This window comes from Bradyrhizobium sp. SZCCHNRI3052, from assembly GCF_032484895.1.
Classification (GTDB): domain Bacteria; phylum Pseudomonadota; class Alphaproteobacteria; order Rhizobiales; family Xanthobacteraceae; genus Bradyrhizobium.
This window is the reverse complement of the sequence record NZ_JAUETW010000013.1, coordinates 15,860-39,152: the sequence shown is the minus strand read 5'-3', so window position 1 is coordinate 39,152 and position 23,293 is coordinate 15,860. Positions and strand designations below refer to the sequence as shown.

Sequence of the window (23,293 nt, the reverse complement as noted above, 5' to 3'; positions counted from 1 at the left end):
GCGTTTGATCCGGTGCACCGTCACCGTGGTCCCCACTCAGAAGCCCGTCGAGAGCGCGACCTCGCGCCATCGGGCGATGATGGCGGCGTCGGAGGCGTGCTTCGCCTCGATCGCCGCGACGGTGTCGGCCCCCAGTGGTAACCGCACCGGCGGATCGGGCTCGCCGGCGAAGTCGACGAGCACCCGCGCGAGCTTGTCGGGATCGCCGGGCTGGGCGCCGTTGACGGTGCCGGCGTTCGCGCGGACCCGACCTGCCGTCGCGCTGTAATCGGGGATCACGATGCGGCTGACCTTCAGCGACGAGGCGTCCATGAAGTCGGTCCGGAAGTAGCCCGGCTCGATCGCCGTCACATGGATGCCGAGCGGCTTGAGCTCGGCGCGCATCGCCTCCGACAACGCCTCGACGGCGAACTTGGTCGCGCCATAGACGCCGAAGCCGGCCGAGCCGCGATAGCCGCCGATCGACGAGATGTTGAGGATGCGGCCGGACCGTGCCTTGCGCATGTGGGGCAGAATGGCGCGGGTGACGGCCAGGAGTCCGAACACGTTGGTGCGGAAGACGGCCTCGATCTCCTCTTGGCTGGTTTCCTCGACCGCGCCCATCAGGCCGAAGCCGGCGTTGTTGAGGAGCACGTCGATCCTGCCGAAGCGGTCGATCGCCGCCTGCGCCGCCGCGACCGCCTCGCTCTCCCTGGTCACGTCGAGCGCGAGGGCCAGGAGGTCGGGATGCGCCCCGATGCGATCGACGATCGCCTTCGGATTGCGGGCGGTCGCCACGACGGCGTCGCCTCTGTCCAGCGCCTGCTGCGCGACCAGCGCGCCGAAGCCGCGCGAGGCCCCTGTGATGAACCAGACTCTCATCGGACTATTCCTCGATATTGCCGTTGCGTGTGAGGCTCGTGGGTCGCGCCGGCTCATGCCGCCGCGATGTCGATGGCGATCTTGCCGGTGCCGCCCGTCTTGAGCGCGTCATAGGCCGCACCGACGTCCTCGAGGGCGAACCGGCGTGGGTCGAGCAGCGGCGTGAGCTTGCCGGATTCCACCAGCTGTGCGGCCTGGGCGAGGATCTCGCCATGATGCCGCCGTCCCTTGCCGTCGAGCAGCGGCAGCAGCGTGAAGACGCCGGAATAGGTGCCGCCCTTGAACGACAGCGGCGCCAGCGGATGGGTGCCCCAGCCCAGCGACGAGGTGACATGGCCGAACCGCGCGACCGCGGCGAAGGCGGTGTCGAGCGCGCCGACCGTGTCGTAGACGATGTCGAAGCCGCGGCCCGCCGTGATGCGCTCGACGGTGTCGGCGATCGGTTCGTTGCGGTTGATGAAAACAGCGCCCAGGCGCTCGATCACCGGCCGGCTCTCTGGACGTCCCGTTGCGAAAACCGTTGCGCCGAAGGCGAGGCCGAGCTGGACGACGATGTGACCGACACCGCCGGCGCCGCCCAGGACGAGCAGCGTCTGTCCCGGCCGGATGCCGACGCGATCGACCAGACCTTCCCAGGCCGTGATCGTCACCAGCGGCAGGATGGCCGCCTCGCGCATGCTGAGGTTCGCCGGCTTGGCCGCGAGCAGATCCGCGTCGGCGCTGACATATTCGGCCAGCGTTCCCGGGTGGCCGCCGACCCCGCCGACCATGCCGTAGACCTCGTCGCCCGGACGAAACCGGGTGACGCCTTCGCCTGTGGCCTCGACCGTGCCGGCCATGTCCAGGCCGAGGATGGCGGGGGCCGGTTGCCTGGCATGCGCGGCCTGGCCGGCATGGATCTTGGTATCGAGCGGGTTGGTGCCGGCCGCGGCGATGCGGACGAGGACCTCGCCGCGTCCCGGCGCGGGGCGGCTGATCGCGGTGACGCGGAGCGGCGCGCCGGTTTCGTGGAGAATGGCAGCCTTCATCGAGATGGTCATGGCGACCTCCTGTTGTGATGGAGGCATCATCGGTCGTCGTGCCATGAATGGACATCATCGAGTTCGTATGTAATCCATTCAGTTTTGAATGGGCGTCTCGTGTCCGTCGCCCCCGTCGTCGAAAGGCCTCGCATGGAGTGGAGCGACCTGCGGATCTTCCTCGCCATCGCGCGCGAGGGCACGCTCGGCGCGGCCGCGCGCCGGCTCGGCTTGTCTCAGCCGACCATGGGACGCCGCCTGGCGGCGCTCGAAGCGGCCGTGAGCCAGACGCTGTTTCAGCGCACGGCCGAAGGCTTCGTGCTGACTCACGAGGGCACGGCGGTGTTGGCCCACGCCGAGCGGATGGAGGAGGAGGCGCTCGCGTTCGAGCGGCGCCTGGCGGGCGCGCAGGCGCAGCTCGACGGTTTTCTCAGGATCTCGTCGTCGGACTGGTTCGGCCGCCTGATGCTGACGCCGGTTCTGGCCGAATTCGGCCGGCTGCACCCGCGCGTCTGTGTCGAGCTCTTGACCGACGCGCGGCTCTACAGTCTTCCCCGCCGCGAGGCCGATCTCGTGTTTCGCATCCGCGCGTTCGACGAGCCGGAGGTGATCTCGCGCCGGCTCCTGCACATCCCCTATGCCGTGTACGGTCCGCTCGACGGCCCGCAGGCCGTCGAGGGCGATGGCCAGGGGATCAGGGTCGTCACCATGGACACGGCCTTCGCCGACATGCCCGATGCGCGCTGGCTGGCGAAGCGACTGCCGAAGGCCGAGGTCGCGATGCGCAGCAACAACCGCGACGTTCAGGCCATGCTATCAGCGCAAGGCGCGGGGCTCGCCGTGCTGCCCCGGCCGCTCGGCGACGCGACGCCGGGCCTGCGGCCCGTCGACATCGGCGAGCAGCCGCCGGGGCGGGACACCTATGTCGGCTATCACCGCGATCTGCGCCGGCTCGCCCGGCTGCGGGCGCTGCTCGACCTCGTCATCTCGCAACTGGCGTCCGCGTGAGATACGTTTGACACTGCGGCGCTCTCGATCTCGTCGGCGCTCCGGATCTCGTCCCTCGCGTGCCTCGATTTTTGTGCAGTGTCACCGCAATCCAGCGCAGTGCCTCGACGCCGCCCGCCGCTTCTACGAAGGCAGCGCCTTCGTCCGCGTCACCGACACGCCGCCGCAGACCAAATGGGCCACCGGCTCCAACCTCGCCTTCGTCAGCTACGCCGCCGACCCCGACCGCAACCTGGTGATCGCGCTCGGCGTCGTCGACAATCTCGGCAAGGGCGCAGCCGGGCAGGCGGTGCAGAATGCAAACCTGATGTGCGGGCTGCCCGAGACTGCGGGGCTTGAGGGGCGCCGGTTTGGCCGTGAAGGGCTTTGGCGAGCTTTACGGTGGTGGTCTTGGAGTGCGCCGCCCATTGAGCGCCGCTTTTTCACCCGGTCACAAGCTGTAGTGCGTGTGCCACGCAATAGTATAGCTTCGTCTCATTCGCCGCAATGCGGGGGCGTACGGTGGAACTATCGCCATCTCTTCCGACACCGCCTCGTGGCCAATCCGAAGGATCGACCATCAGCAAAATGTGTATCCAGTTTGACATTAGTTGCTTATAAATAAGGCATGTATGTCCTGCAGCCTCAGGTTGATCGAATGCCTGACGAAATTGCCTATATCTGTCGGAATTTGAACGCGCGAACTTTGAAGACCGTTGAAGACTTCCAGAAGGAGGTTTCGCAGATCATGAGCGAGGCCACTTTGGCCGGAGCTCTTCATAACTCGCGAACATTCATTCGCTTTTGGGAGGTAGGAGTTCAGCTTCTCGAGCGGGATATTAATTCTGCGATTCAGTTCGTCTACAACCACACCGGTCAGCATACCGGTGAGGTTTACGACCAAGTCGCGTATTGTTCGAGCCAAATGGTGGAGCGGATTCTCCAAGATGTCAGAGCGCGTGCCGGGGTGAACGATCAGGCTTTTGGCGGTGGTTATGCCGAGATTGTGGACCGTATGCAGACCGCGATGCAGGAGAAGCGGGAGCGGTTACTCGACGACTTCAAGCACGGGATGATAGGGAGCGAGCGGTTGAAGAAGGACGCCGTTGTCAACGTTATCAACAACCAGACTAATAGCCCTGGAGCCATCCAACAGGTCGGTGTCGGTGACAATTTTTCACAACAGGCGTTCGCTCAAAATCATCAAGAATTAGTGCTCGCGATCGAGAAGGCTTTAGCCTCACAAGAGTTCGCAGAACTCCAACAGGATCAAAAAGAGGCTTATAGCGATACGGCACTGGTAGTTAAGGAGGAGGCCGCGAAAGCCCAGCCTGACGCCGGCAAGCTCAAGCGGTGGGGAAGGCGATTGGTTGATCTGGGGAGGGATTTGGGAATGAAGGTGGCAACCGCCGAAATCGTCAATTTGCTGGCGAAGATGTTTGGCGGCTGACACTACTCGCGGCTAAAAACGAGCTCGGTGTAATGGTGCGCGGTCAAATAAATCGTTCTTAGCGCCCTAGGGCTGTCCTCTCCGTAGAGCGCATTGTAAGGGTTGAGCTTGGCCATCTTGGCAAGGGTGTAGACTCTTCTCTCATAGAATAGACGGGCCAGAAGCCAGACGGTCCTCAAGCGCAAGGACCCTTCCGCAGACAGATCCCCATCGCCGCCGTCTTTGATGTTCATGTGAAGGAAGGTGCTCTCAAGCTCGTCCATATATGGAAGGCGAGTTTCGACAAAGTCGGGCAGGCCGTCCTGATCCCAGCTGTGTGCGATCTTATTCCTGTAGCCCCGCAACTTGTCCAGGGCGAGCAGCACATCCGAATGAACCATATCAAACGCGAACGCGAATTGTATACGAGCAAATAGGTTGGAGATGGGGCCAAAGCGGCCGAGCATGCTGCTCTTTCCTCCAGGAATATCATCTGGCAGGAATTGCCTGAACATTTCCTCTAGTTCGTTGTCGGCAAATGCGCAGGCAATCACGGGTACGAACCGAATATCCTCGCGAACGAGTTGGCTCATGGCCCGTTGCAGATCGGAGACATCGAGAGGAGCTGTGTCGACGCCGATAGCGAATTGCTCTCGTCGCTCTCTTTCGTAGGCGCGCAGCGCCACCATCGCCGGAGTATTTTGTTCTTGTTCGGACATGAGATCACATTGAGATTGAGTTTACTGACAATATCGCTTTCGGACTACGGCGCCCGTGCCCTTAATAGGGGTGAAGTCTGTGTGCAGGAGTTAAGTGCATTGGACTGCACCGTCACGTGATCCGAGTTTGGGTCCTAACCGGTCCAGGCAATCATGCTTCGTCCCCGGAGATGGGTGCCCAAATTTGCTTTAGCGGCAACTTGTTCTTGGTCTCTTCCGAAAGATCATTGTAGGCCCGGAAAAGCGCCTTCAGCAGGTCAGGCATTTGCCAGAGCCGCAGCTTGAAGAAATGATGGTCGAGTTCTCTATGCGCTGGTGCGTTAACCCCTCCGATGCTGACCAAAAGTCCGGTGCTCGCTTGGACATTCGACATGGAGCCGATGAGGCGCAATACCACGTCGTGGTTAGCCGCCCCATCGCCAGACTTCACCTGAACGCACATTCGGTCTTGACCAAGCCCAAAAGCGCCACCTGCTGCGAGAATATCCACCCCGCCATCTGGGCCGGGCGGTGACACTCTTGTGGTATAACCTTCAACGCGGAGAATTTCCGCGACCAGCTCGGCCAGCGCATGGCCAGCGAACTCTGATTTAATCAGAGATATAATCTGCTGATTGGCGATCTCCTCGATATCGCTCGCATAGTCTCCCGCTTCTGGCTCGTCATCGGTGGCGCGCACGGGGGCAGTTCCCTGAGTACCAAGCAGCGCTCCTGGATCTAGCCCAGTCTCGAGCACACTGCGCACCCGCTCAAAAGCACCGTTGCGCTTGATTTCACAAATTGTCATGAACGCGCCGAATGAATGACGCAAGTCTTGCTTGAACGTGTCGCGTGGAACTGCGGACTTTAGCCATTCCACTGTACGAGAATGCCGATAGGGGTCGTCGCTGTTATAGACGTACTCACCTGTGACTCTTCCAATAGCGACGCTATTCGTGACCTTCCGCGGCATCACGGCGAGATCTCCGATCTGGATAGTATGAGCGAATTGATTGAGCTGCGCGGCGAAGTTCTTGAGCGTGTTCTGTGCCAACTCTGGAAGGGCCTGCTGCAAATGACCCAGGATTGCGTCGCGACTCGGCCGGCTCGTGAGATCACCAACTTCGAGAAACCCGGGCAGAAGCCTGTTCTGTTCTATTGCAGCAAGCTCACGTTCGCCGTGTTTTCCAGCGCGAACAATCCAGAGGCGAGGCATCAGGTCGTCTCCCGCTAACGTGCCGCTAATGTGATTGTCAGCCTTTGGGCAGCACCAAATTCAGGCAGGCGTCGGCCACAGCCGCGTCGCTTCCGTTCAGCAGTTTCTCGAAGTGCGTGCTTTGCTGGAGCGCTTTGAGCATCATCTCTGCATCCCCAAATACGCCGCCAGCGTCGATCTCGAAGGGCTTACCGGTCGTCTTCTCGTTAACGATGCGCACAAAATCCTGGAGCGCCAACCAGAACTCTTCCCAGTCCTCGAAGCTTGCGTGGCCGAGAACTTGGCCCTTTCGGATAACGTCGCGGTCGGCATGCGCGCCGAGCTTGTGTCGGGCGGGTAGAATCTGTTCGCGCAACTTTTTCATGCGTTGATGGAGCCCGTCAAGCTGCTTGTAGGTCTCGGCGTCCGACACGAAGCTATTAGCAAACAGCTCGACCGTAAAATTCTCATTGCCGCCGGAAGTTGCACGGTCAGTGATCCGGCAAGCGGCGATGATCATCATTTCGGTGAGAGTCTGGCCAACGTCAGCGAAGAAGGTTGGCGCTATGCTCTCCATCAAATTGCGCTCATCCTGAGTGCTGTCCCGCCATATTCGCATCATGAGCACCCAAACCGAGCGGATATAAACGCAGTGCTCGGAGAACGTTTGGATTTCCTCCTTCGACACCGGCGTCGATGGCTTTGTCGGTCTGGCCGCATCGGCAGCATCGAGCGCAGCTCGAACGACCTCCCGCCAGAAGGCCTGATGCTCTGGCTTGTAGAACAGAGGATCTGTAAACTTTCCTCCGTTCGCCTTTTCGGCTGCTGCCGCCGCCGCTGCCTGGACTTGCTGTTCGGTCCGCATGACGATCTCCCCAGGACCGCTAATTTAGGTTGCGGCTGTGGATCAGCATATAGGGATTCGGGTATAATTGCGCCAACTCCGTCGCAGCGCGCACCGTGTAAGCCTATACGGTAACGCTGCATTCAACCATTCTGATAGCTCCCGCGCACGCATTGACTAAGCCCACGATGGGCTTGACGTAGCGGCGGACGGGCTTTGCCCTTGGCCCTTGCGACCATTGATTCGACTCCCGGCGCCTAAAGCCGCTGCCGTATGCCCCGCAGGCAACCAACTTCACGAATACCTTCAGCCCGGCTCATCCTGTTCAGCCGTCGTACAGAAAAATTTCCTGTTGCGCTTTATCCGAAATCATGATCTACTCCCGACATCCCGTCCCGCTGAGGGGGCGCTTCGCGATCGTCACGGACGTCGGGTGCGGGATGCGGTGGGCGCACTGGGTCGCAGCGCGGGTCTCTCGCGCGGACGAACGATCCCGGTGCGACGAGGAAGTCGCGTGGTTCTGGCATCGCGGTGCTGATGCCAAGTTGGCGGTGACGAACCGCCGGCGACGGGGGCAAGACAGCCGTTCCCCGGGAAGATCGCGTATAAGTCGTAACACCATCGCGCAGGGAAGGCCGGGTGATCTCGGCTGAGCCTGTGGTTCTGCCGCGTGCTTTCTTGCTGCACGCGGACCATGGGCGCCGGCCGGCGCCCGGTCTTCCCTGCGCCCTCTGTTCGAGGAGGGTGAGATGTCGGGTATCACTCGGGCGCAGATGGCGTCGCGAGAAGGATGGTGCTCGTTTTGCTAATGATTCCTCCGCGAGTGTTTGATCATGTGCATCGTGACGTTCGCCACGACGTCATTGCGAGGAGCGCAGCGACGAAGCAATCCAGAGTCACGCCCGCAGCCCCTGGATTGCTTCTGCGCTCGCAATGACGGGAGTTTGGGGTGGGCGGCGGGCGTCACACTCGGATGTCGATGTCGTCGGGATGCCCCGCTGTCGTCTGGGTGCCCCGTAGCTTTCCGGGAACCGGTCGGTCACACTCCCGTGTGAACCGCGGCTGGCGGCGGGAAAGCCCGCGCAGAGCGGGTGCCTCACGGCTGCCTTTGTGCTAGGGTGAACATCCGGGCAACCTGGAGAGATTGTTGAGCGGCATCACCCCCGAGCCGGCCGGGCCGGCAAGCAGCACGCCCGATGGCCTTGCGCATGATGGCTTGGCGCGGCTCAAGCTGGCGCAGGCGCTGAAGCGGGCGCGTCTCGCCATAGCCTGGGAGCGCGGCTGGCCGCATCTCGCCCGGCTGCTCACGGTGGTCGGTCTGTTCCTGATCGTCTCCTGGGCCGGCCTCTGGCTCGGCCTGCCGTTCGCGGTCCGCATGATCGGCGTCGGGCTGTTTCTGCTGCTGCTGCTCGGCGCCGCCGTGCCGATGCTGAGATATCGCTGGCCGACCCGCGACGAGGGCCTGGCGCGGCTCGATCGCGGCTCGGGCATCGCCCATCGCCCCGCCACCGCTCTCACCGACACGCTGACCACCAAGGATCCGATCGCGCACGCGCTGTGGCAGGCGCAGCGCGAGCGCACCTTGGCCTCGATCAAGCGCATCCGCGCCGGCACGCCGCGGCCGCGGCTGTCGCTGCACGACCCCTGGGCGGTGCGCGCGCTGGTGATCGTGCTCCTGGTCGCGACCTCTATCGCGGCCGGCGACGAGCGGCCGATGCGCCTCGCCTCGGCGTTCGACTGGAACGGCGTGCTGACGCCGGTCACGGTCCGGGTCGATGCCTGGGTCAAGCCGCCGCTCTACACCGCGAAGCCGCCGATCATCCTGTCCGCCGCCAACAAGGAAGGCGCGGTGCCGTCGAGCGGCCCGATCGTGGTGCCCCAGGGCTCGACGCTGATCGTGCGTTCCAGCGGCGGCAATCTCGACATCATCACGTCAGGCGGCGTCGCCGAGGCGGCGCCCGGCGAGGTCGCGGCCGGCGAGGCCGCGCCGAAAGGCACCACCGAGAAGCACTACACGATCAAGACCGACGGCACCGTTCACGTCCGCGCGCCCGCAGGGCAGCCGCAATGGGTGTTCGCGGCGACGCCGGACAAGCCGCCGGTCATCAGCATGGCCAAGGACCCGGAGCGGCAGGCGCGCGGCTCGCTGAAGCTGTCCTACAAGCTCGAGGATGATTACGGCGTCACCGAAGCCCGCGCCAAGGTCGCTGCGCGGCCTGTCGAAAGCAAGGCTGCCGAAAGCAACGAAAGCAAGACGGCCGACGCGCCCGCCGCACGGCCGCTGTTCCAGCCGCCGGAGTTTCCGCTGGTGCTGCCGAACGCGCGCACCCGCAACGGCGTCGGCCAGACCGTCAAGGATCTCAGCGAGGACCCGTACGCCGGCGCCGACGTCACGCTCACGCTGACGGCCAAGGACGAGGCCGGCAACGAGGGCACCAGCGAGCCGTTCGAGACCAGGCTGCCGGAGCGGCTGTTCACAAAACCGCTGGCGCGGGCGCTGATCGAGCAGCGGCGCCTGCTGGCGCTCGACGGCAACCGCAACGGCGACGTGTTCACCGCGCTCGACGCGCTGGCGATCGCGCCGGAGCTGTTCACGCCGGAGCCCGGCCAGTATCTCGGCCTGCGCTCGGTGACGCGCCAGCTCGAGGCCGCGCGCACCGACGATGCGCTGCGCGAGGTCGTGGCGAGCCTGTGGGCGCTCGCGGTCACCATCGAGGACGGCAACATCTCCGACGTCGACAAGGCGCTGCGCGCGGCCCAGGACGCGCTGAAGCAGGCGCTGGAGCGCGGCGCCAGCGACGAGGAGATCAAGAAGCTCGCCGAGGATCTGCGCAAGGCGATGGACAACTACATGCGCCAGCTCGCCGAGCAATTGCGCAACAACCCGCAGATGGCGCAGCGGCCGCTCGATCAGAACACCAAGGTGCTGCGCCAGCAGGACCTGCAGAACATGATCGACCGCATGGAGCGGCTGTCGCGGCAGGGCGACAAGGAGGGCGCGCGCGAGCTGCTCGAGCAGTTGCAGCAGATGCTGGAGAATCTGCAGATGGCGCAGCCCAACCAGGGCGGCGACAACGACATGGAGCAGGCGCTCAACGAGCTCGGCGACATGATCCGCAAGCAGCAGCAGCTCCGCGACAAGACGTTCAAGCAGGGCCAGGACTCGCGCCGCAACCGCAACAAGCAGCAGGGCGACCAGGACCAGGGCATGGGCGACCTGCAGCAGGACCAGCAGGCGCTGCGCGACCGCCTGAAGCAGCTGCAGGACCAGCTCGCCAAGCGTGGCATGGGCCAGCAGGGCGAAAAGGGACAGAAGGGTCAGAAAGGCCAGAAGGGGCAGCCCGGCCAGCAAGGCGAGCAGGGGGATCAAGGCGACCAGGGCGATTCCGGCGACGGGCTCGACGATGCCGACAGCGCGATGGGCGATGCCGGCAGCCAGCTCGGCGACAACAATGCCGACGGCGCCGTGGAATCGCAGGGCAAGGCGCTGGATGCGCTGCGCAAGGGCGCGCAGAGCCTCGCCGAGGCGATGCAGCAGGGCGACGGCGACCAGCCGGGCGACGGCCCCGGCCAGCGCGCCGGCCGCCAGCAGGGCGCGCAGCAGACCGACCCGCTCGGACGTCCGATGCATCCGGGCCGCGACATCGACGATTTCTCGCAGAAGATTCCCGGCGAGATCGACGTGCAGCGCGTCCGCCGCATCCTCGAGGAGCTGCGCCGCCGGCTCGGCGATCAGTCGCGGCCGCAGCTCGAGCTCGACTACATCGAGCGGCTGCTGAAGGACTATTGAGGATGGATCGGCCACGGGAGATCATCCCCGTGGCTCATCGTTGTTTTGACCGGAGGCCGCGCAGTTCAGTAGCGCTTCTCGGACAGGATGCGCGCCGCGTGCTGCAGCCGGTCGACCGAGCGCTCGGTGTCGGTCAGCGCGCAGCAGCTGACCAGCGTGTCGATGATCGCGAGCTGCGCGACACGGCTGCTCATCGCCTCCGGGCGATAGCGCGTCTCGTTGGCGACGGTGTAGAGCAGCACCTCGCAATGCGCCGCCAGCGGCGACTTGCCGAGCCGGGTGATGCCGATGGTCCGCGCACCCGCGGCCTGCGCCAGCCGCGTCGCCAGCACGGTCTCGACCGTGCTGCCCGAATGCGACACCGTGACGGTCGCGACGTCGGGCCCGGTCATCCCGGCGCTGACCGCCTGGACATGCGAATCGACGATCGCATTGGCCGCCAGCCCGAGCTGCAGCAGCCGGTACGACAGGTCCTGCGCAATCGGCGCCGAGCTCCCGATGCCGTAGATCTCGACGCGCCGCGCCTCGCGCAAAAGTCTGGCCGCCTGCGCCAGTGCGTCCATCGACAGCAGCCGCCGCGTCTCCTGCAGCGAGGCGGCATGCGCCGCGAAGATGTGGTCCGTCACCGTCGCCGGATCATCGCCGCGATGCAGGTCCTCCTGGATCAGCCGGACCGGCTCGATCAGGTCCCGCGCCAGCATGATCTTGAGCTCCTGGAAGCCGCGTACTCCCACCCGCCGGCAGAACGACACGATCGTCCCCTCGCTCACGCCGCAGGCTTCCGCGACCTCGGTGATCGACATGTGGATGAACGGCTCCGGCCGGGCGATGACCAGCTCCGCGATCTGCCGCGCTTTCGGCGGCAGCTCGTTCTGCAGCTCCCGAATACGAAACAAGATGCCGTTCACGCCCGGCCCAGAACGAAAGGTCGATCCCGTCACGCTGTGCCCCGATACGCTGTGTCCGATGCTGAGAAAATCTCATTCAGATTCATTTCGTAAATAAAAATTTCACAGCGCTGTCAAGTCGCGCTGATACGCCAGGGACGTTCGCAGGAGCAGGTCGGGCTCGCCCCGCCAACCCTGAATACGTTCTTCAAGATTTCAAAAGGTCGTATCAGCATGACAACACGTCGCGATTTCTTGGCAGGCGCCACGGCGGCGGCTGCCTTCGCCAGCATCCGCCAGGCGCTGGCCATTCCGGCACGGCGCCGGACCGGCACCATTCAGGACGTCAAGCACATCGTCATCCTGATGCAGGAGAACCGCTCCTTCGACCACTACTTCGGCACGCTGCGCGGCGTCCGCGGCTTCGGCGACCGCTTCCCGATCCCGCTGGAGAGCGGCAAGCCGGTCTGGTTCCAGTCCGACGGCAGCCGCGAGATTCCGCCCTATCACCGCGACTCCACGACCTCGAACGCGCTGGTGGGCTACGGCACGCCGCACTCCTTCGGCGACAGCCAGGCGGCGTGGAATCAGGGCAAGATGGGCTATTGGGCGAAGTACAAGACGCCCTATGCGATGGGCTATTTCGGCCGCGACGACATTCCGTTCCAGTTCGCGCTCGCCGAGGCGTTCACGATCTGCGACGCCTACCACGCCTCGATCACCACCGGCACCGATCCCAACCGCATCGTGTTCTGGTCGGGCTCCAACTTCAATCCGGCGCTGCGCGCTCAGGGCATCAACTCCACCACCAACGATTCCGAGCCCAACAACCTGCGCTGCTGGCCGAACCCGCACAATTGGGTCGCCGGTCAGCCGCAACCGCAGGCGAGCTACAAATATGTCGGCAGCGACTTCGCCTGGGACACGCTGCCCGATCTGCTGAACAAGGCCGGCGTCAGCTGGCACATCTATCAGGACATGAACGACAACTGGACCGGCGCGATGCACGGCTGCCTGGCGTTCTCCAGCTTCCGTCATGCCCAGCCGAGCGATCCGAACTACGTGCACGGCCTGACCGGCGGCCCGGATTATCTCGACCGGCTGAAGGCCGACGTGATGGCCGGCACCTTGCCGCAGGTGTCGTGGATCCTGCCGACGCAGGCCAACTCCGAGCATCCCGGCGGCGGCAGCCCGACCCGCGCCGGCAATTTCACCGACCAGGTGCTGGAAGCCCTGACCGCCAATCCCGAGGTCTGGAGCCAGACCGTCTTCTTCCTGACCTTCGACGAGAATGACGGCTTCTTCGATCATCTGCCGGCGCCCGCAGTGCCGTCCTACGACATCAACGGCAAGCTGATGGGCAAGGCGACCTTGCCGCTCGACGGCGAGTATTTCTCCAACACCGTCGGCAACGTGCTGACTGCGACCGACACCATCAGCGGCAACATCCGTCCCTGGGGCCTCTCCGCGCGGGTGCCGATGTACGTCGTTTCACCTTGGAGCAAGGGCGGCTGGGTCAACTCGCAGGTGTTCGACCACACCTCGATCGGTCGTTTCCTTGAGAAGCGCTTTGCGATCAAGGTCGACGCCATCAGCCCCTGGCACCGCGCCGTCTCCGGCGATCTCACCTCGGCGTTCGACTTCGCCAGCCCGAACGATCCGCGCTTCCCGGAGCTGCCCGATCAGAGCAACTGGCAGGCCTCGGACGCGCACCAGAAGACGTTGCCGGCGCCGGTTGCGCCCGCGACACCGCAGCCGCTGTTCCAGGAGAGCGGCGCGCGCTATTCGCGTCCGCTGCCCTATATCCTGCATGCCACCGCGAAGGTCGACGCCGCCGCGGGCAAGGTGAATCTGTTGTTCGCCAACACCGGCTTTGCCGGCGCGGTGTTCCACGTCTACGACAAGCAGCATCTCGATCTCATTCCGCGCCGCTACACCGTCGAGGCCGGCAAGATGATCGACGATGAATGGAGCGTCGGCAGCGATGGCCTATATGATCTCTGGGTGCTCGGCCCGAACGGCTTCCATCGCCATTTCAAGGGCGACCTCGACAAGGTCAGGCCGTCGAATGCCGCCAACCCGGAGATCTTCGTCGGCTACAACGTCTTCGAGGGCGGCCTGCACATGCAGCTGCGCAACGACGGCCATGCCCGCGTGAGCTTCACGGTGAAGTCCAACGAGATCTATGGCCCGTTGCAGGCCGTCACCGCCTCGGTCTCGGCCGCGCTGGAGCCGCAATGTCCCGGCTTCGGTCCGCGCCCGGGCTTCCATCCGGTGGGTTTTGGCGTGGTGCCGGGCTTCCGGTCGGCGCCCGACTTCGATGCTCCCGGCTTCGGCTTTGGCGCACCGACCTTCTTCCCCGGACCGAGCCATGGCGGCCCATCGACGTCGTGGACCGTCAAGGTGTCTGCGCCCGGCCGCCACAGCGAGCTCTACTGGCATCTGCGCAAGTCCGGCCTGTGGTACGACTTCGTCGTCACCAGCGACACCGACGACAGCTTCTACCGGCGCGTCGCCGGACATGTCGAGACCGGCCGTCCCTCGTTCAGCGATCCCGGCATGGCGCTGGCCGACCGCTTCTGATCGATGCATCCACGAGATTTGCAGAGGGCGCCCATGGGCGCCCTTTCGCTTTGCGTCAGCCGCTGCCGAGATCGTGGATCGCGGGTGACAGTTGGCCGGAGGAGATGTTCAGCGTCGCCAGGGTGATCGGCAGCTTGAAGCGGCGCGGCCCTGCGCTGCCCGGATTCAGGTAGAGCACGCCGTTGTGTGTCTCGACGCCTGCGCGATGCGAATGACCGGACACGACGATGTCGATACCCGCCGTTGCAGGATCGATCGCGAGGTCGTGGACGTCGTGCACGACATGGACGGCACGCGTGCCGAGCCTGACGGTCTCGGTCGCAGGATATGCATTCGCCCAATCTGCCGTATCGATGTTGCCGCGGATCGCAGTCACCGGCGCGATCAGGCGAAGCCGCTCGACGATCTCGTGCCGGCCGATATCGCCGGCGTGGATGATGTGGTGGACGCCCGACAGACATCGCACTGCCTCCGGCCGCAGCAGCCCATGAGTGTCGGAGATGATTCCAACTTTGAGCATCGTTTCCTGCCGGCGTGATGGGCATCGCCTCAGGCGATCGTGAGAATCTCCAGCTCTTGTCCGGTAACCTCGACCATGTCGCCGGCCGATTTGCCCATCAGCAGGCGAGCCACAGGGGAGACATAGGAGATCATGCCGCGCTTCGGATCGGCCTCGTCCTCGCCGACGATGGTGTAGGTCTGGACGCGGCCGTCGCCGCGCTTGAACGTCACCGTGCTGCCGAACGCGATCTGCTCCGTCGATGTCGGCGCCGGCATCACCTGCGCGGTCCGCACCCGCGCTGCAAAGTAGCGCGCGTCGCGCAGCGGCAGCGCCGACTCCCGTCGCCGCTCGTTGACGTCCTCGATTCCCTGGGCCGCTTCAAACGCCGCCTGCGCTTCGCGCAACTGCTCCTCGAGCGCCTTGAGTCCGGTCGCGGTCACGAGATTCGGATGCGGCGAGACCGGCCGGTCGGGCAGTTGCGTTTCGGCCGCCGTCTCGGCGCTCTCTTCCTTGGTGAATGCGACGCTCACGCCGGACTCCTGAAAAGGGCCGCGAGATGTCGCGGCCCTCAGGGAGAGATCATGCCGGCTGCGCGGATTTCAAGCCGTGTCGCATGCCGCGCGCGAGCGCGCTTGACAGCAGCGGCTACGCGCATTCTAATATACGAACTATAGTTCGCAATCCGAACATTAGAAAATCGAAATGCCGGTCGTCAAGGCCGGCGTCAAGCAGGAAACGTCGGAGCCTCCACGTGGACGAGGACAGCAAGGCTGGCAAAAGCGTCGTGCAGTCGCTGGCCAAGGGCTTTCAGGTGCTCAATGCCTTCACCAGCGAGGAGCCCGAGCTGGTGCTCGCCGACGTTGCGCGCCGCGCGGCGCTCGACAAGGGCACCACGTTCCGACTGCTCAACACGCTCGTGATGCTCGGCTATGTCGAGAAGGTCGGCGACTCCAGGCGCTTCCGCCTGACGCTGAAATGCCTCGATCTGGGCTTCAACGCGATCGCGCGCTCGGAGCTACGCACACAGGCGCGCCCGATCCTGCGCAGCCTGGTCGGCGAGATGAACGAGGCTGCCTCGCTCGCGGTGCTCGACGGCAGCGACATCGTCTATGTCGAGCGCATCCAGGCGGGCCTCGTCCGGCTCGGCGTCGACGTCCGCATCGGCAGCCGCGCGCCGGTCTATTCGACCGCCGTCGGCCAGGCGATCCTGTCATTGCTGCCGGTCGAGACGCAGATCGAGGTGCTCGAGGCGCAGCCGCGCATCAAGCGCACCGAAACCACGATCACCGATCTCGACGCGCTGCTGCAGCGCCTGCGCCAGGTGAAGGCTGCCGGCTACGCGCTGTCAAATCAGGAAAATGCGCCGGGGCTGTGCGTGCTCGCCGGGCCCGTCATCGACCGCGACGGCATTCCGCTCGCGGCGATCAGTATCGCTGCGCCCACCATGCGCATCACCGCGGACGACTTCGAGCGGCTCGGCGTGGCGCCGCTGCTCAGAGCGGCAGCCCAGCTGTCCCGGGCTCTGGAGGCCATGGGCGGGGCGACTGCGACGGTCGCGAAACGATGAACGTCGATGTGACGAAACAGGAGCAAGCATGAGCGTCATGACCAATTTCAAGGGGATCATCCCGGCGATCGCCGTCCCCTTCAACGCCGACCATTCGATCGACGAGGCCGAGCTGACGCGCTATGCGGCGTGGCTCAGCAAACGACGCGGCATCGTCGGCATCATGACCAATGGCCACACCGGCGAGGTGTTCAGCCTCACGGCGAAGGAGCGCGCGGAGGTGACGCGCATCGTCGCCAAGGCGCTCACCGGCATCTGCCCGACCATCTCCTCCGTCGTGTGCGAAGGCATCAAGGACGGCATCGAGCATGCGCTGATGGCGAAGGAAGCGGGCGCGACTGCTCTCGACGTCATGCCGCCCCATCACTGGCTGCGCTTCGGCTTCAAGCGCGAGCACTGCCTGGATTATTTCAGCGCCATCGGCGAAGCCACCAGGCTGCCGTTGATCGTGCATGTCTATCCCGCCTGGACCCGCGCCTCGTTCTCCTCGGAGCTGCTCGCCGAGCTCGCCCGCCTCGACCACGTCCAGGCATTCAAGATCGGTACCCGCGAGATGAACAAATATGCGCGCGACCTCAAGGCGATCCGCGCCGCGGCGCCGCACAAGGCGCTGCTGACCTGTCATGACGAATATCTGCTGGCCTCGATGGTGCAGGGCGTCGATGGTGCGCTGGTCGGCTTCGCCTCGCTGATTCCGGATCTGATCTACGATCTGTTCGCTGCCGTCACCGCTGGCGACCTTAAGCTTGCGATGAAGCTGCAGGCCATGATCGATCCGCTCAAGGACGCGGTGTATGGCGGCGGCGAGCCGACCGGGGAGGCGCATGGCCGCATGAAGGCGGCGATGCAGGTCGCCGGCGTGATCCGCGATGCCACCGTGCGGCCGCCGACGCATGCGCCGAGCGCCGAGGAGATGGCCGCGATCCGCGCCGCGGTGGCCGCGGCCGGGTTGACGGTGAAGGCTGCGGCCTGAGCTTGCGAGAGGCGACGGCCGGTGCCGGCCGTTGCCCCGTGATCACAACAAAAAGACACCGGGTGGACGCTGATGCTGACGATGGATGTCGACGATGCAACCCGGCGCGCTGCGGCTGTGCCCGAGGCTGTGCTCATCGCGATCGATCAACTGTCGAAGACCTACGTCTCGGCCTCCGGCGCGGCGGTCCATGCGCTGAGCCGGATCTCGCTGGATATCAAGCCGGGCGAGTTCGTCTGTGTCGTCGGTCCCTCCGGCTGCGGCAAGAGCACCTTGCTGCGTCTGCTCGCGGGGCTTGATAGTTACAGCGACGGCCGGCTGCTGCTCGATGGCGAGGCCGTCGCCGGTCCCTCGCGCAAGGTCGGCGTCGTGTTCCAGGCGGCCAACCTGCTGCCGTGGATGACGGTGCGCGACAATGTCGGGCTGCCCTTGCGCGTCGGCGGCAAACATGCGCCGGCCGGCGATCGCATCGAGCAGCTGCTCGCCGTTACCGGTCTCGGCGATTTCGGCGACAAATATCCCTATGAGCTGTCCGGCGGCATGCAGCAGCGCGCCGGGATCTGCCGCGCGCTGGCGCGCGATCCCGAGATCCTGCTGATGGACGAGCCGTTCGGCGCGCTCGACGCACTGACGCGCGAGCGGCTGAACCTCGAGCTGCAGCGAATCTGGCAGGAGAACCGCAAGACCGTCCTGCTGATTACGCACTCGATCTCGGAAGCCATCTTCCTGGCCGACCGCGTCATCGTGATGTCGGCGCGTCCCGGCCGCATCCTTGCCGATCTCCACGTGCCGATCCCGCGGCAGCGCAGCTTCGACGACATCGTGCTGCATCCGGACTATGCGCGGCTTGCCAGGGAAGTTCGCGGGCTGCTCAATGCACAGGAGCACGGCCATGACTGATCTCGCCAACGTCGCCGTTTCAGCCCTGTCGCAGAAGCCCGCAAGCCCCCGGCGCCGCGTCAGCCTGGGCTCGCCGATCGCCTGGATCGGCCTCGCGGTGCTGATCCTGAGCTGGATCGCCGCGGTCAACCTGCTGAACATCCCGTCCTACATCCTGCCGAAGCCCGAAGCGGTCGTTCGTGCGTTGTGGTCCGGGCTCGCGGTCAGCCCGGCCAGCCCGCTCGGCTATTACCTGCCGCTGTGGAGCACGCTGAGCAACGCCGCCGCCGGCTGCGCCATCGGCGTCGGGCTCGGCCTCGTCATCGGCTCCTTGATGGCCGAGGTCGAAGCCATCGAGCGCCTGGTGATGCCCTATGCGTTCGCGCTGCAGAGCCTGCCCAAGGTGGCGATCGCGCCGCTGATCGTGATCTGGTTCGGCTTCGGTGACGGCTCGAAGGTCGCGATCTCGGCGCTGCTGTCGTTCTTCCCGGTGCTGATCAACAGCTTCACGGGGCTGCGCGCCGTCGAGCCCGAGCGTATCGACCTGATGCGCTCGCTGTCGGCCTCGCGCTTCGAGACCTACCGCATCGTCAAGCTGCCCAACGCCGCGCCCTTCATTTTCGCGGGCCTCGACATGGCGGTGGTCTATGCACTGCTCGGCGCGATCGTGGCCGAATTCCTCGGCGCCCAGCGTGGCATGGGGGTCGTCATCACGCAGGCGCAGGCGGTGTCGGACGTCGCCGGCGTGTTCGCCGCGCTGATCATTCTCGGCGTGCTCGGCATCGTGCTGCATGGGATCGTGCGCTGGTGCGAGGCCAAGGTCGTGCACTGGGGCGCCAACCGGAAAAAATAGGACCACAGGGAGGAACGAAGGATGGTTTCGCGCAGGTCATTCCTGAAGAGCAGTGCCGGCGCGGCGCTGCTGATGAGCGGCGCGCCGGCCGGCCTGATGGCGGCGGACGCGAAGAAGCTTCGCTTCGGCGTCGGGCTCAAGGCGCTCAACGCCACTATCATCAATTGCGTGATCGGCGAGGCGCTCGGCTACAACGCGCAGGAAGGGTTCTCGCTCGACGTCCAGGCGCTCGGCACCAATGCCAACGTCCAGGTCGCGACTGACCGGGGCTCCGTCTTCGTCGGCGTCGGCGTGCCGTCGACAGCGCTGCCGCTGCTCGCCAAGGGCGAATGGAGTGGCGCGAAACTGTTCTATCAATATACCTATCCGTACAAATGGGACATCGCCGTCCCGCCCGGCTCGGGGCTCAAGAGCTACACGGACCTCAAAGGCAAGAAGATCGGCGTGTCCGACTTCGGTGCCACCGAATATCCCGTCACCAAGAACGTGCTGAAGGCGCTGGGCCTGGATCCCGAGAAGGATGTGAGCTGGGTCGCGGTCGGCAACGGCACGCCGGCGGGCGTCGCCCTGCAGCGCGGCGTGATCGATGCGCTCGCTTATTTCGATACTGGCTTCGGCCAGATCGAGGCGGCCGGCATCGAGCTGGCCTATCTGCCGCGTCCGACCACGATCCCGATGGTCGGCGGCCAGTTCCTGATGGCGATGCCGCAGACGTTCGAGAAGGACAGGGATCTCCTGGTCGGCTTTGGCCGCTCGGTGTGCAAGGCGTCGCAATTCCTGCTCGCCAATCCGACCGCCGGCGCCAGGGCCTTTCTCAAGATGTACCCGGAGACGGCGCCGCGCGGTGCCAGCGAGGACGCGGCGGTCAAGGCCGTGCTGCAGTCGATCAGCCGCCGCATCAAGCTCTACGCGCCGCCCTATGCCGATACGAAGATGGGCGGGATCAACGAGCAGGAGTTCCGCACCGAGGCCGCGATGAACGGGCTGGACATCACGGACTATGCTGCGCTCTACACCAATGAGCTGATCGACAAGATCAACAATTTCGATGCGGTGAAGGTCAGGGCCGAGGCGGCTGCGTACAAGGGATGACGGCACAGGACCACGACAGCAGCTCGGGCCTTCGCCATGCGGTGGTGACCGGAACCAGCTCGGGCATCGGCCGCGCCATCGCCGAGCGTCTGCTGGCGGACGGCTGGCGCGTGACCGGCATCGACCGCGCGGCCTCGGTGCTGTCGCACGAACACTTCGGTGGCTTCGAGGCCGATCTCGCCGAACCGCAGACGCTGATCGCGCGCCTTGCTGACGTCGGCGCCGTGACCGCGCTGGTCCACGCCGCCGGCTACATGCGTGTCGGCCGTCTCGGCGAGTTGCAGGCCGAGAGCAGCGAAGGGATGTGGCGCGTCCATGTCGGCGCCGCGGAGGCGCTGGCCAATGCGCTGGCGCCGCGCCTGCGCGAAGGCGGGCGCATCGTGCTGATCGGCAGCCGCACCGCCAATGGCGCGGCCGGCCGCAGCCAATACGCCGCGACCAAGGCGGCACTCACCGGCCTCGCGCGCTCCTGGGCGATCGAGCTGGCGCCGCGCCTGATCACCGTCAACGTCGTCGCACCGGCTGCGACCGACACGCCGTTTCTGCGCGATCCCAGCCGCGCCGGCATCGCCCCGGTGCTGCCGCCGATGGGGCGCTACGTCGATCCGGTCGAGGTGGCTGCGCTCACCGCCTTCCTGCTGTTGCCGGAAGCGGGCGCCATCACCGGCCAGACCATCACCATCTGCGCAGGCGCCTCGCTCTGAAACGGCGCGTGCGACCCCGACCAGGAGAATGACCATGACCGTTCGTATCGTCGACGTCCGCGAGGTGACGAAGCCGATCTCGTCGCCGATCCGCAATGCCTATATCGACTTCACCAAGATGACGTCGAGCCTGGTCGCGGTCATCACCAATGTCGAGCGCAATGGCCGGCCCGTGGTCGGCTACGGCTTCAACTCCAACGGCCGCTACGGCCAGGGCGGCTTGATCCGCGAGCGCTTTCGCGCGCGCCTCGTGGAAGCTGACCCGACATCGTTGCTCGATGCCAGCAAGGACAACATCGACCCGGACAAGGCCTGGGCGGCGATGATGATCAACGAGAAGCCCGGCGGCCACGGCGAGCGCTCGGTCGCGGTCGGCACGTTGGACATGGCGATCTGGGATGCGGTCGCCAAGATCGCCGACAAGCCGCTGTTCCGTCTGCTCGCGGAGCGGCACGGCCGCAAGGCCGAACCGCGCGTCTTCGTCTACGCTGCCGGCGGCTACTACTATCCCGGCAAGGATCTCTCGGCGCTGCGCCGCGAGATGTGCGGCTATCTCGAGCGTGGCTACACTGTCGTGAAGATGAAGATCGGCGGCGCGCCGATCGACGAGGACCGCCAGCGCATCGAGGCCGTGCTCGCCGAGATCGGCCCCAACAATCAGCTCGCGGTCGACGCCAATGGCCGCTTCGACCTGGAGACTGCGATCGCCTACGCCAAGATGCTGCGCGACTATCCGCTGTTCTGGTACGAGGAGGCGGGCGATCCGCTCGACTATCACCTGCAGGCGACCTTGGCCGATTTATATCCCGGCCCGATGGCCACCGGCGAGAACCTGTTCAGCCACCAGGACGCGCGCAACCTCATCCGCTACGGCGGCATGCGCCCCGATCGCGACTGGCTGCAGTTCGACTGCGCGCTGTCCTACGGCCTGTGCGAGTATCTGCGCACGCTCGACGTGCTCAGGACCTATGGCTGGTCGCCGTCGCGCTGCATCCCGCATGGCGGTCACCAGATGTCCCTCAACATTGCCGCCGGCCTCGGCCTCGGCGGCAATGAGAGCTATCCCGACCTGTTCCAGCCCTATGGTGGCTTCCCCGACGGCGTGAAGGTGACCGACGGCCACATCACGATGCCCGACCTCCCCGGCATCGGTTTCGAGGGCAAATCCGATCTCTATGCCGAGATGCGCGCGCTCAGCGCGTGAAGCTGAGCGGGGCGTCCGACGGCCGCCCCAGCGTCATTGCGAGCGCAGCGAAGCAATCCAGATGGTCTCCGCAGAGGGATTCTGGATTGCTTCGCTGCGCTCGCAATGACGGAGGAGAGAGGATCAGTTCCTTCAGCGACCTTTACGCAGGCGCGAGCCCATCAGGCACGTCCGCGCTCCATCGCACCCATCGCTGTCGTCCCGGGCAAGCCGCGATGGCGCGAAGCGACGGCGTGGCGCCGACCCGGCAACTGTTATGTTGATGGAGTGATCGCATGAGGTTTTCGGTCGCGCATCATGGCATTCAGGATGGTTAGAAGCTTCCTGGCGACGGCGATGAGGGCGAGCTTGGCGGGTTTACCGGCTTGGCGCAGACGGTTGTAAAAGATCTTGAAGCGATCGGCGCGGCGGACGGCGTTGAGGGCGGCCATGTAGAGGGCGTCGCGGACACGCTTCCGGCCGCCGCCGATCTTGCGCTTGCCACGATACGCCCCGCTATCGCGATTGAAGGGAGCCAGGCCCGCAAGAGCGGCTACCTCCTTTGGCCCGAGATGGCCGAGTTCCGGCATCTGGGTGATGAGTTGCATGCAGGCGACGGGTCCCACACCGGGCACGGAGCGCATCAGCTGTGCCTGCTCCGCAAGCACCGGCTCGGCTTTGATGAGCGCGTTGATCTCGGCCTCGATCTCGACGATCTCGTCATTGAGGACCTCGATCAGGCGGCTGATGCGTTCGGCCATGGCGCGGTCCTCGGCCTCGCTGCGGCGGTTCTTTTCCTGGGCGCGCATGGCAACCAGTTGATCCCGCCGTTTTGCAAGCCTGGCGAGGGCGCTTTGGGCAGGCGTCATGGCCTGCTCGGTGGCTGGCTGCATGGCGCGCCCAAAGGCTGCCAGCGTTCGCGCGTCGATCGGATCGGTCTTGGCGAGTTGGCCGCTGGCGCGGGCGAAATCGCGAGCTCGAGCCGGGTTGATCCGCGCAAAGCGGATGCCCGCCCGACGCAGGGCCTCGCGCAGTTCGAGGTCGTAGACACCCGTGGCCTCAAAGACCACCAGAACATCGCATCCCCAACGCGCCACCAGCTGTGTGATGGCCTGTGGCCCGTTGGCGATGCGCTCCGGCGCCCCCACGGCTTCATCAAAAATATCGAGATAGGGTTTGCAAACGTCGATTCCGACGCAACGAAAAGGTACGATCACGGTGCCTGTCCCTGTGATGCGAGGTCTGTT

The 23,293-nt window shown here is 65.1% G+C and carries 20 protein-coding genes and 1 pseudogene; 12 read left to right on the top strand and 9 right to left on the bottom strand.

Translation table 11 applies throughout. The features are described from left to right. Positions 1-36: 36 nt before the first annotated feature. Positions 37-861, bottom strand: a complete 825-nt coding sequence (locus QW887_RS27920; RefSeq protein WP_316195515.1) for an SDR family NAD(P)-dependent oxidoreductase — start codon at positions 859-861, stop codon at positions 37-39. A gap of 53 nt (positions 862-914) precedes the next feature. Continuing rightward, complete coding sequence (locus QW887_RS27915) at positions 915-1,901, bottom strand: zinc-dependent alcohol dehydrogenase family protein (RefSeq protein ID WP_316195514.1); 987 nt, start codon at positions 1,899-1,901, stop codon at positions 915-917. A 132-nt stretch (positions 1,902-2,033) separates the two neighbouring features. Between QW887_RS27915 and QW887_RS27910 the strand changes: the two genes are divergently transcribed. The 3 genes and pseudogenes from QW887_RS27910 to QW887_RS27900 all read left to right on the top strand — a co-directional run bounded on the left by QW887_RS27910 (position 2,034) and on the right by QW887_RS27900 (position 4,317). Continuing rightward, complete coding sequence (locus QW887_RS27910) at positions 2,034-2,888, top strand: LysR family transcriptional regulator (protein WP_041751260.1); 855 nt, start codon at positions 2,034-2,036, stop codon at positions 2,886-2,888. Positions 2,889-2,982: 94 nt separating this feature from the next. Next, a pseudogene (locus QW887_RS27905) lies at positions 2,983-3,248 on the top strand (N-acetyl-gamma-glutamyl-phosphate reductase); the annotation flags it as partial. A gap of 277 nt (positions 3,249-3,525) precedes the next feature. Continuing rightward, on the top strand, positions 3,526-4,317 hold the full coding sequence (locus QW887_RS27900) for a hypothetical protein (protein ID WP_315718130.1): 792 nt from the start codon (positions 3,526-3,528) through the stop codon (positions 4,315-4,317). Between the two features lie 2 nt (positions 4,318-4,319). Here QW887_RS27900 and QW887_RS27895 read toward each other — a convergent pair whose 3' ends face one another. From QW887_RS27895 to QW887_RS27885, 3 genes are all read right to left on the bottom strand, one after another. Continuing rightward, entirely contained in the window at positions 4,320-5,015 is a 696-nt protein-coding gene (locus tag QW887_RS27895; RefSeq protein ID WP_315718129.1) for a hypothetical protein, read from the bottom strand. Positions 5,016-5,166: 151 nt separating this feature from the next. Then, entirely contained in the window at positions 5,167-6,210 is a 1,044-nt protein-coding gene (locus QW887_RS27890; protein ID WP_315718128.1) for a restriction endonuclease, read from the bottom strand. A 37-nt stretch (positions 6,211-6,247) separates the two neighbouring features. Then, positions 6,248-7,054, bottom strand: coding sequence for a hypothetical protein (locus QW887_RS27885; RefSeq protein WP_315718127.1), 807 nt, complete (start codon positions 7,052-7,054; stop codon positions 6,248-6,250). A 1,126-nt stretch (positions 7,055-8,180) separates the two neighbouring features. Between QW887_RS27885 and QW887_RS27880 the strand changes: the two genes are divergently transcribed. Further along, positions 8,181-10,823, top strand: coding sequence for a TIGR02302 family protein (locus QW887_RS27880; RefSeq protein WP_315718126.1), 2,643 nt, complete (start codon positions 8,181-8,183; stop codon positions 10,821-10,823). A gap of 65 nt (positions 10,824-10,888) precedes the next feature. On the opposite strand, the gene QW887_RS27875 is transcribed toward QW887_RS27880, so the two are convergent. Further along, positions 10,889-11,719, bottom strand: coding sequence for a MurR/RpiR family transcriptional regulator (locus QW887_RS27875; protein WP_315753849.1), 831 nt, complete (start codon positions 11,717-11,719; stop codon positions 10,889-10,891). 225 nt (positions 11,720-11,944) lie between these two features. Here QW887_RS27875 and QW887_RS27870 point away from each other — a divergent pair, with 225 nt between their 5' ends. Beyond that, positions 11,945-14,293: a phosphocholine-specific phospholipase C gene (locus QW887_RS27870; protein ID WP_316195511.1), complete on the top strand. Its 2,349-nt coding sequence runs from the start codon at positions 11,945-11,947 to the stop codon at positions 14,291-14,293. A gap of 55 nt (positions 14,294-14,348) precedes the next feature. Here QW887_RS27870 and QW887_RS27865 read toward each other — a convergent pair whose 3' ends face one another. Both QW887_RS27865 and greA read right to left on the bottom strand, forming a co-directional pair. Further along, positions 14,349-14,813 (bottom strand): metallophosphoesterase family protein, encoded by a 465-nt coding sequence (locus QW887_RS27865; protein WP_315753845.1) that lies wholly within the window; start codon positions 14,811-14,813, stop codon positions 14,349-14,351. A gap of 29 nt (positions 14,814-14,842) precedes the next feature. Next, positions 14,843-15,325, bottom strand: coding sequence for a transcription elongation factor GreA (greA, locus tag QW887_RS27860; RefSeq protein WP_315718121.1), 483 nt, complete (start codon positions 15,323-15,325; stop codon positions 14,843-14,845). 221 nt (positions 15,326-15,546) lie between these two features. On the opposite strand from greA, the gene QW887_RS27855 reads away from it, so the two are divergent. The 7 genes from QW887_RS27855 (at position 15,547) to QW887_RS27825 (ending at position 22,067) form a co-directional block, all read left to right on the top strand. Then, entirely contained in the window at positions 15,547-16,362 is an 816-nt protein-coding gene (locus QW887_RS27855) for an IclR family transcriptional regulator (RefSeq protein ID WP_315718120.1), read from the top strand. A gap of 28 nt (positions 16,363-16,390) precedes the next feature. Then, on the top strand, positions 16,391-17,335 hold the full coding sequence (locus QW887_RS27850; RefSeq protein WP_316195509.1) for a dihydrodipicolinate synthase family protein: 945 nt from the start codon (positions 16,391-16,393) through the stop codon (positions 17,333-17,335). A 72-nt stretch (positions 17,336-17,407) separates the two neighbouring features. Next, positions 17,408-18,235, top strand: a complete 828-nt coding sequence (locus QW887_RS27845) for an ABC transporter ATP-binding protein (protein WP_315718118.1) — start codon at positions 17,408-17,410, stop codon at positions 18,233-18,235. Further along, entirely contained in the window at positions 18,228-19,067 is an 840-nt protein-coding gene (locus tag QW887_RS27840) for an ABC transporter permease (protein WP_315718117.1), read from the top strand. The genes QW887_RS27845 and QW887_RS27840 overlap by 8 nt, the downstream gene beginning before the upstream one ends. Positions 19,068-19,088: 21 nt before the next feature. Continuing rightward, a complete protein-coding gene (locus tag QW887_RS27835; protein WP_315718116.1) occupies positions 19,089-20,159 on the top strand; it encodes an ABC transporter substrate-binding protein in 1,071 nt (356 codons plus the stop codon). Next, a complete protein-coding gene (locus QW887_RS27830; protein ID WP_315718115.1) occupies positions 20,156-20,863 on the top strand; it encodes an SDR family oxidoreductase in 708 nt (235 codons plus the stop codon). The genes QW887_RS27835 and QW887_RS27830 overlap by 4 nt, the downstream gene beginning before the upstream one ends. Before the next feature lie 34 nt (positions 20,864-20,897). Then, positions 20,898-22,067 carry a mandelate racemase/muconate lactonizing enzyme family protein gene (locus QW887_RS27825; protein ID WP_315718114.1) on the top strand — a complete coding sequence of 390 codons (1,170 nt, stop codon included), beginning with the start codon at positions 20,898-20,900 and terminating at the stop codon, positions 22,065-22,067. A 254-nt stretch (positions 22,068-22,321) separates the two neighbouring features. Here QW887_RS27825 and QW887_RS27820 read toward each other — a convergent pair whose 3' ends face one another. Continuing rightward, positions 22,322-23,263, bottom strand: a complete 942-nt coding sequence (locus QW887_RS27820) for a transposase (protein WP_316195507.1) — start codon at positions 23,261-23,263, stop codon at positions 22,322-22,324. Positions 23,264-23,293: the final 30 nt, after the last annotated feature.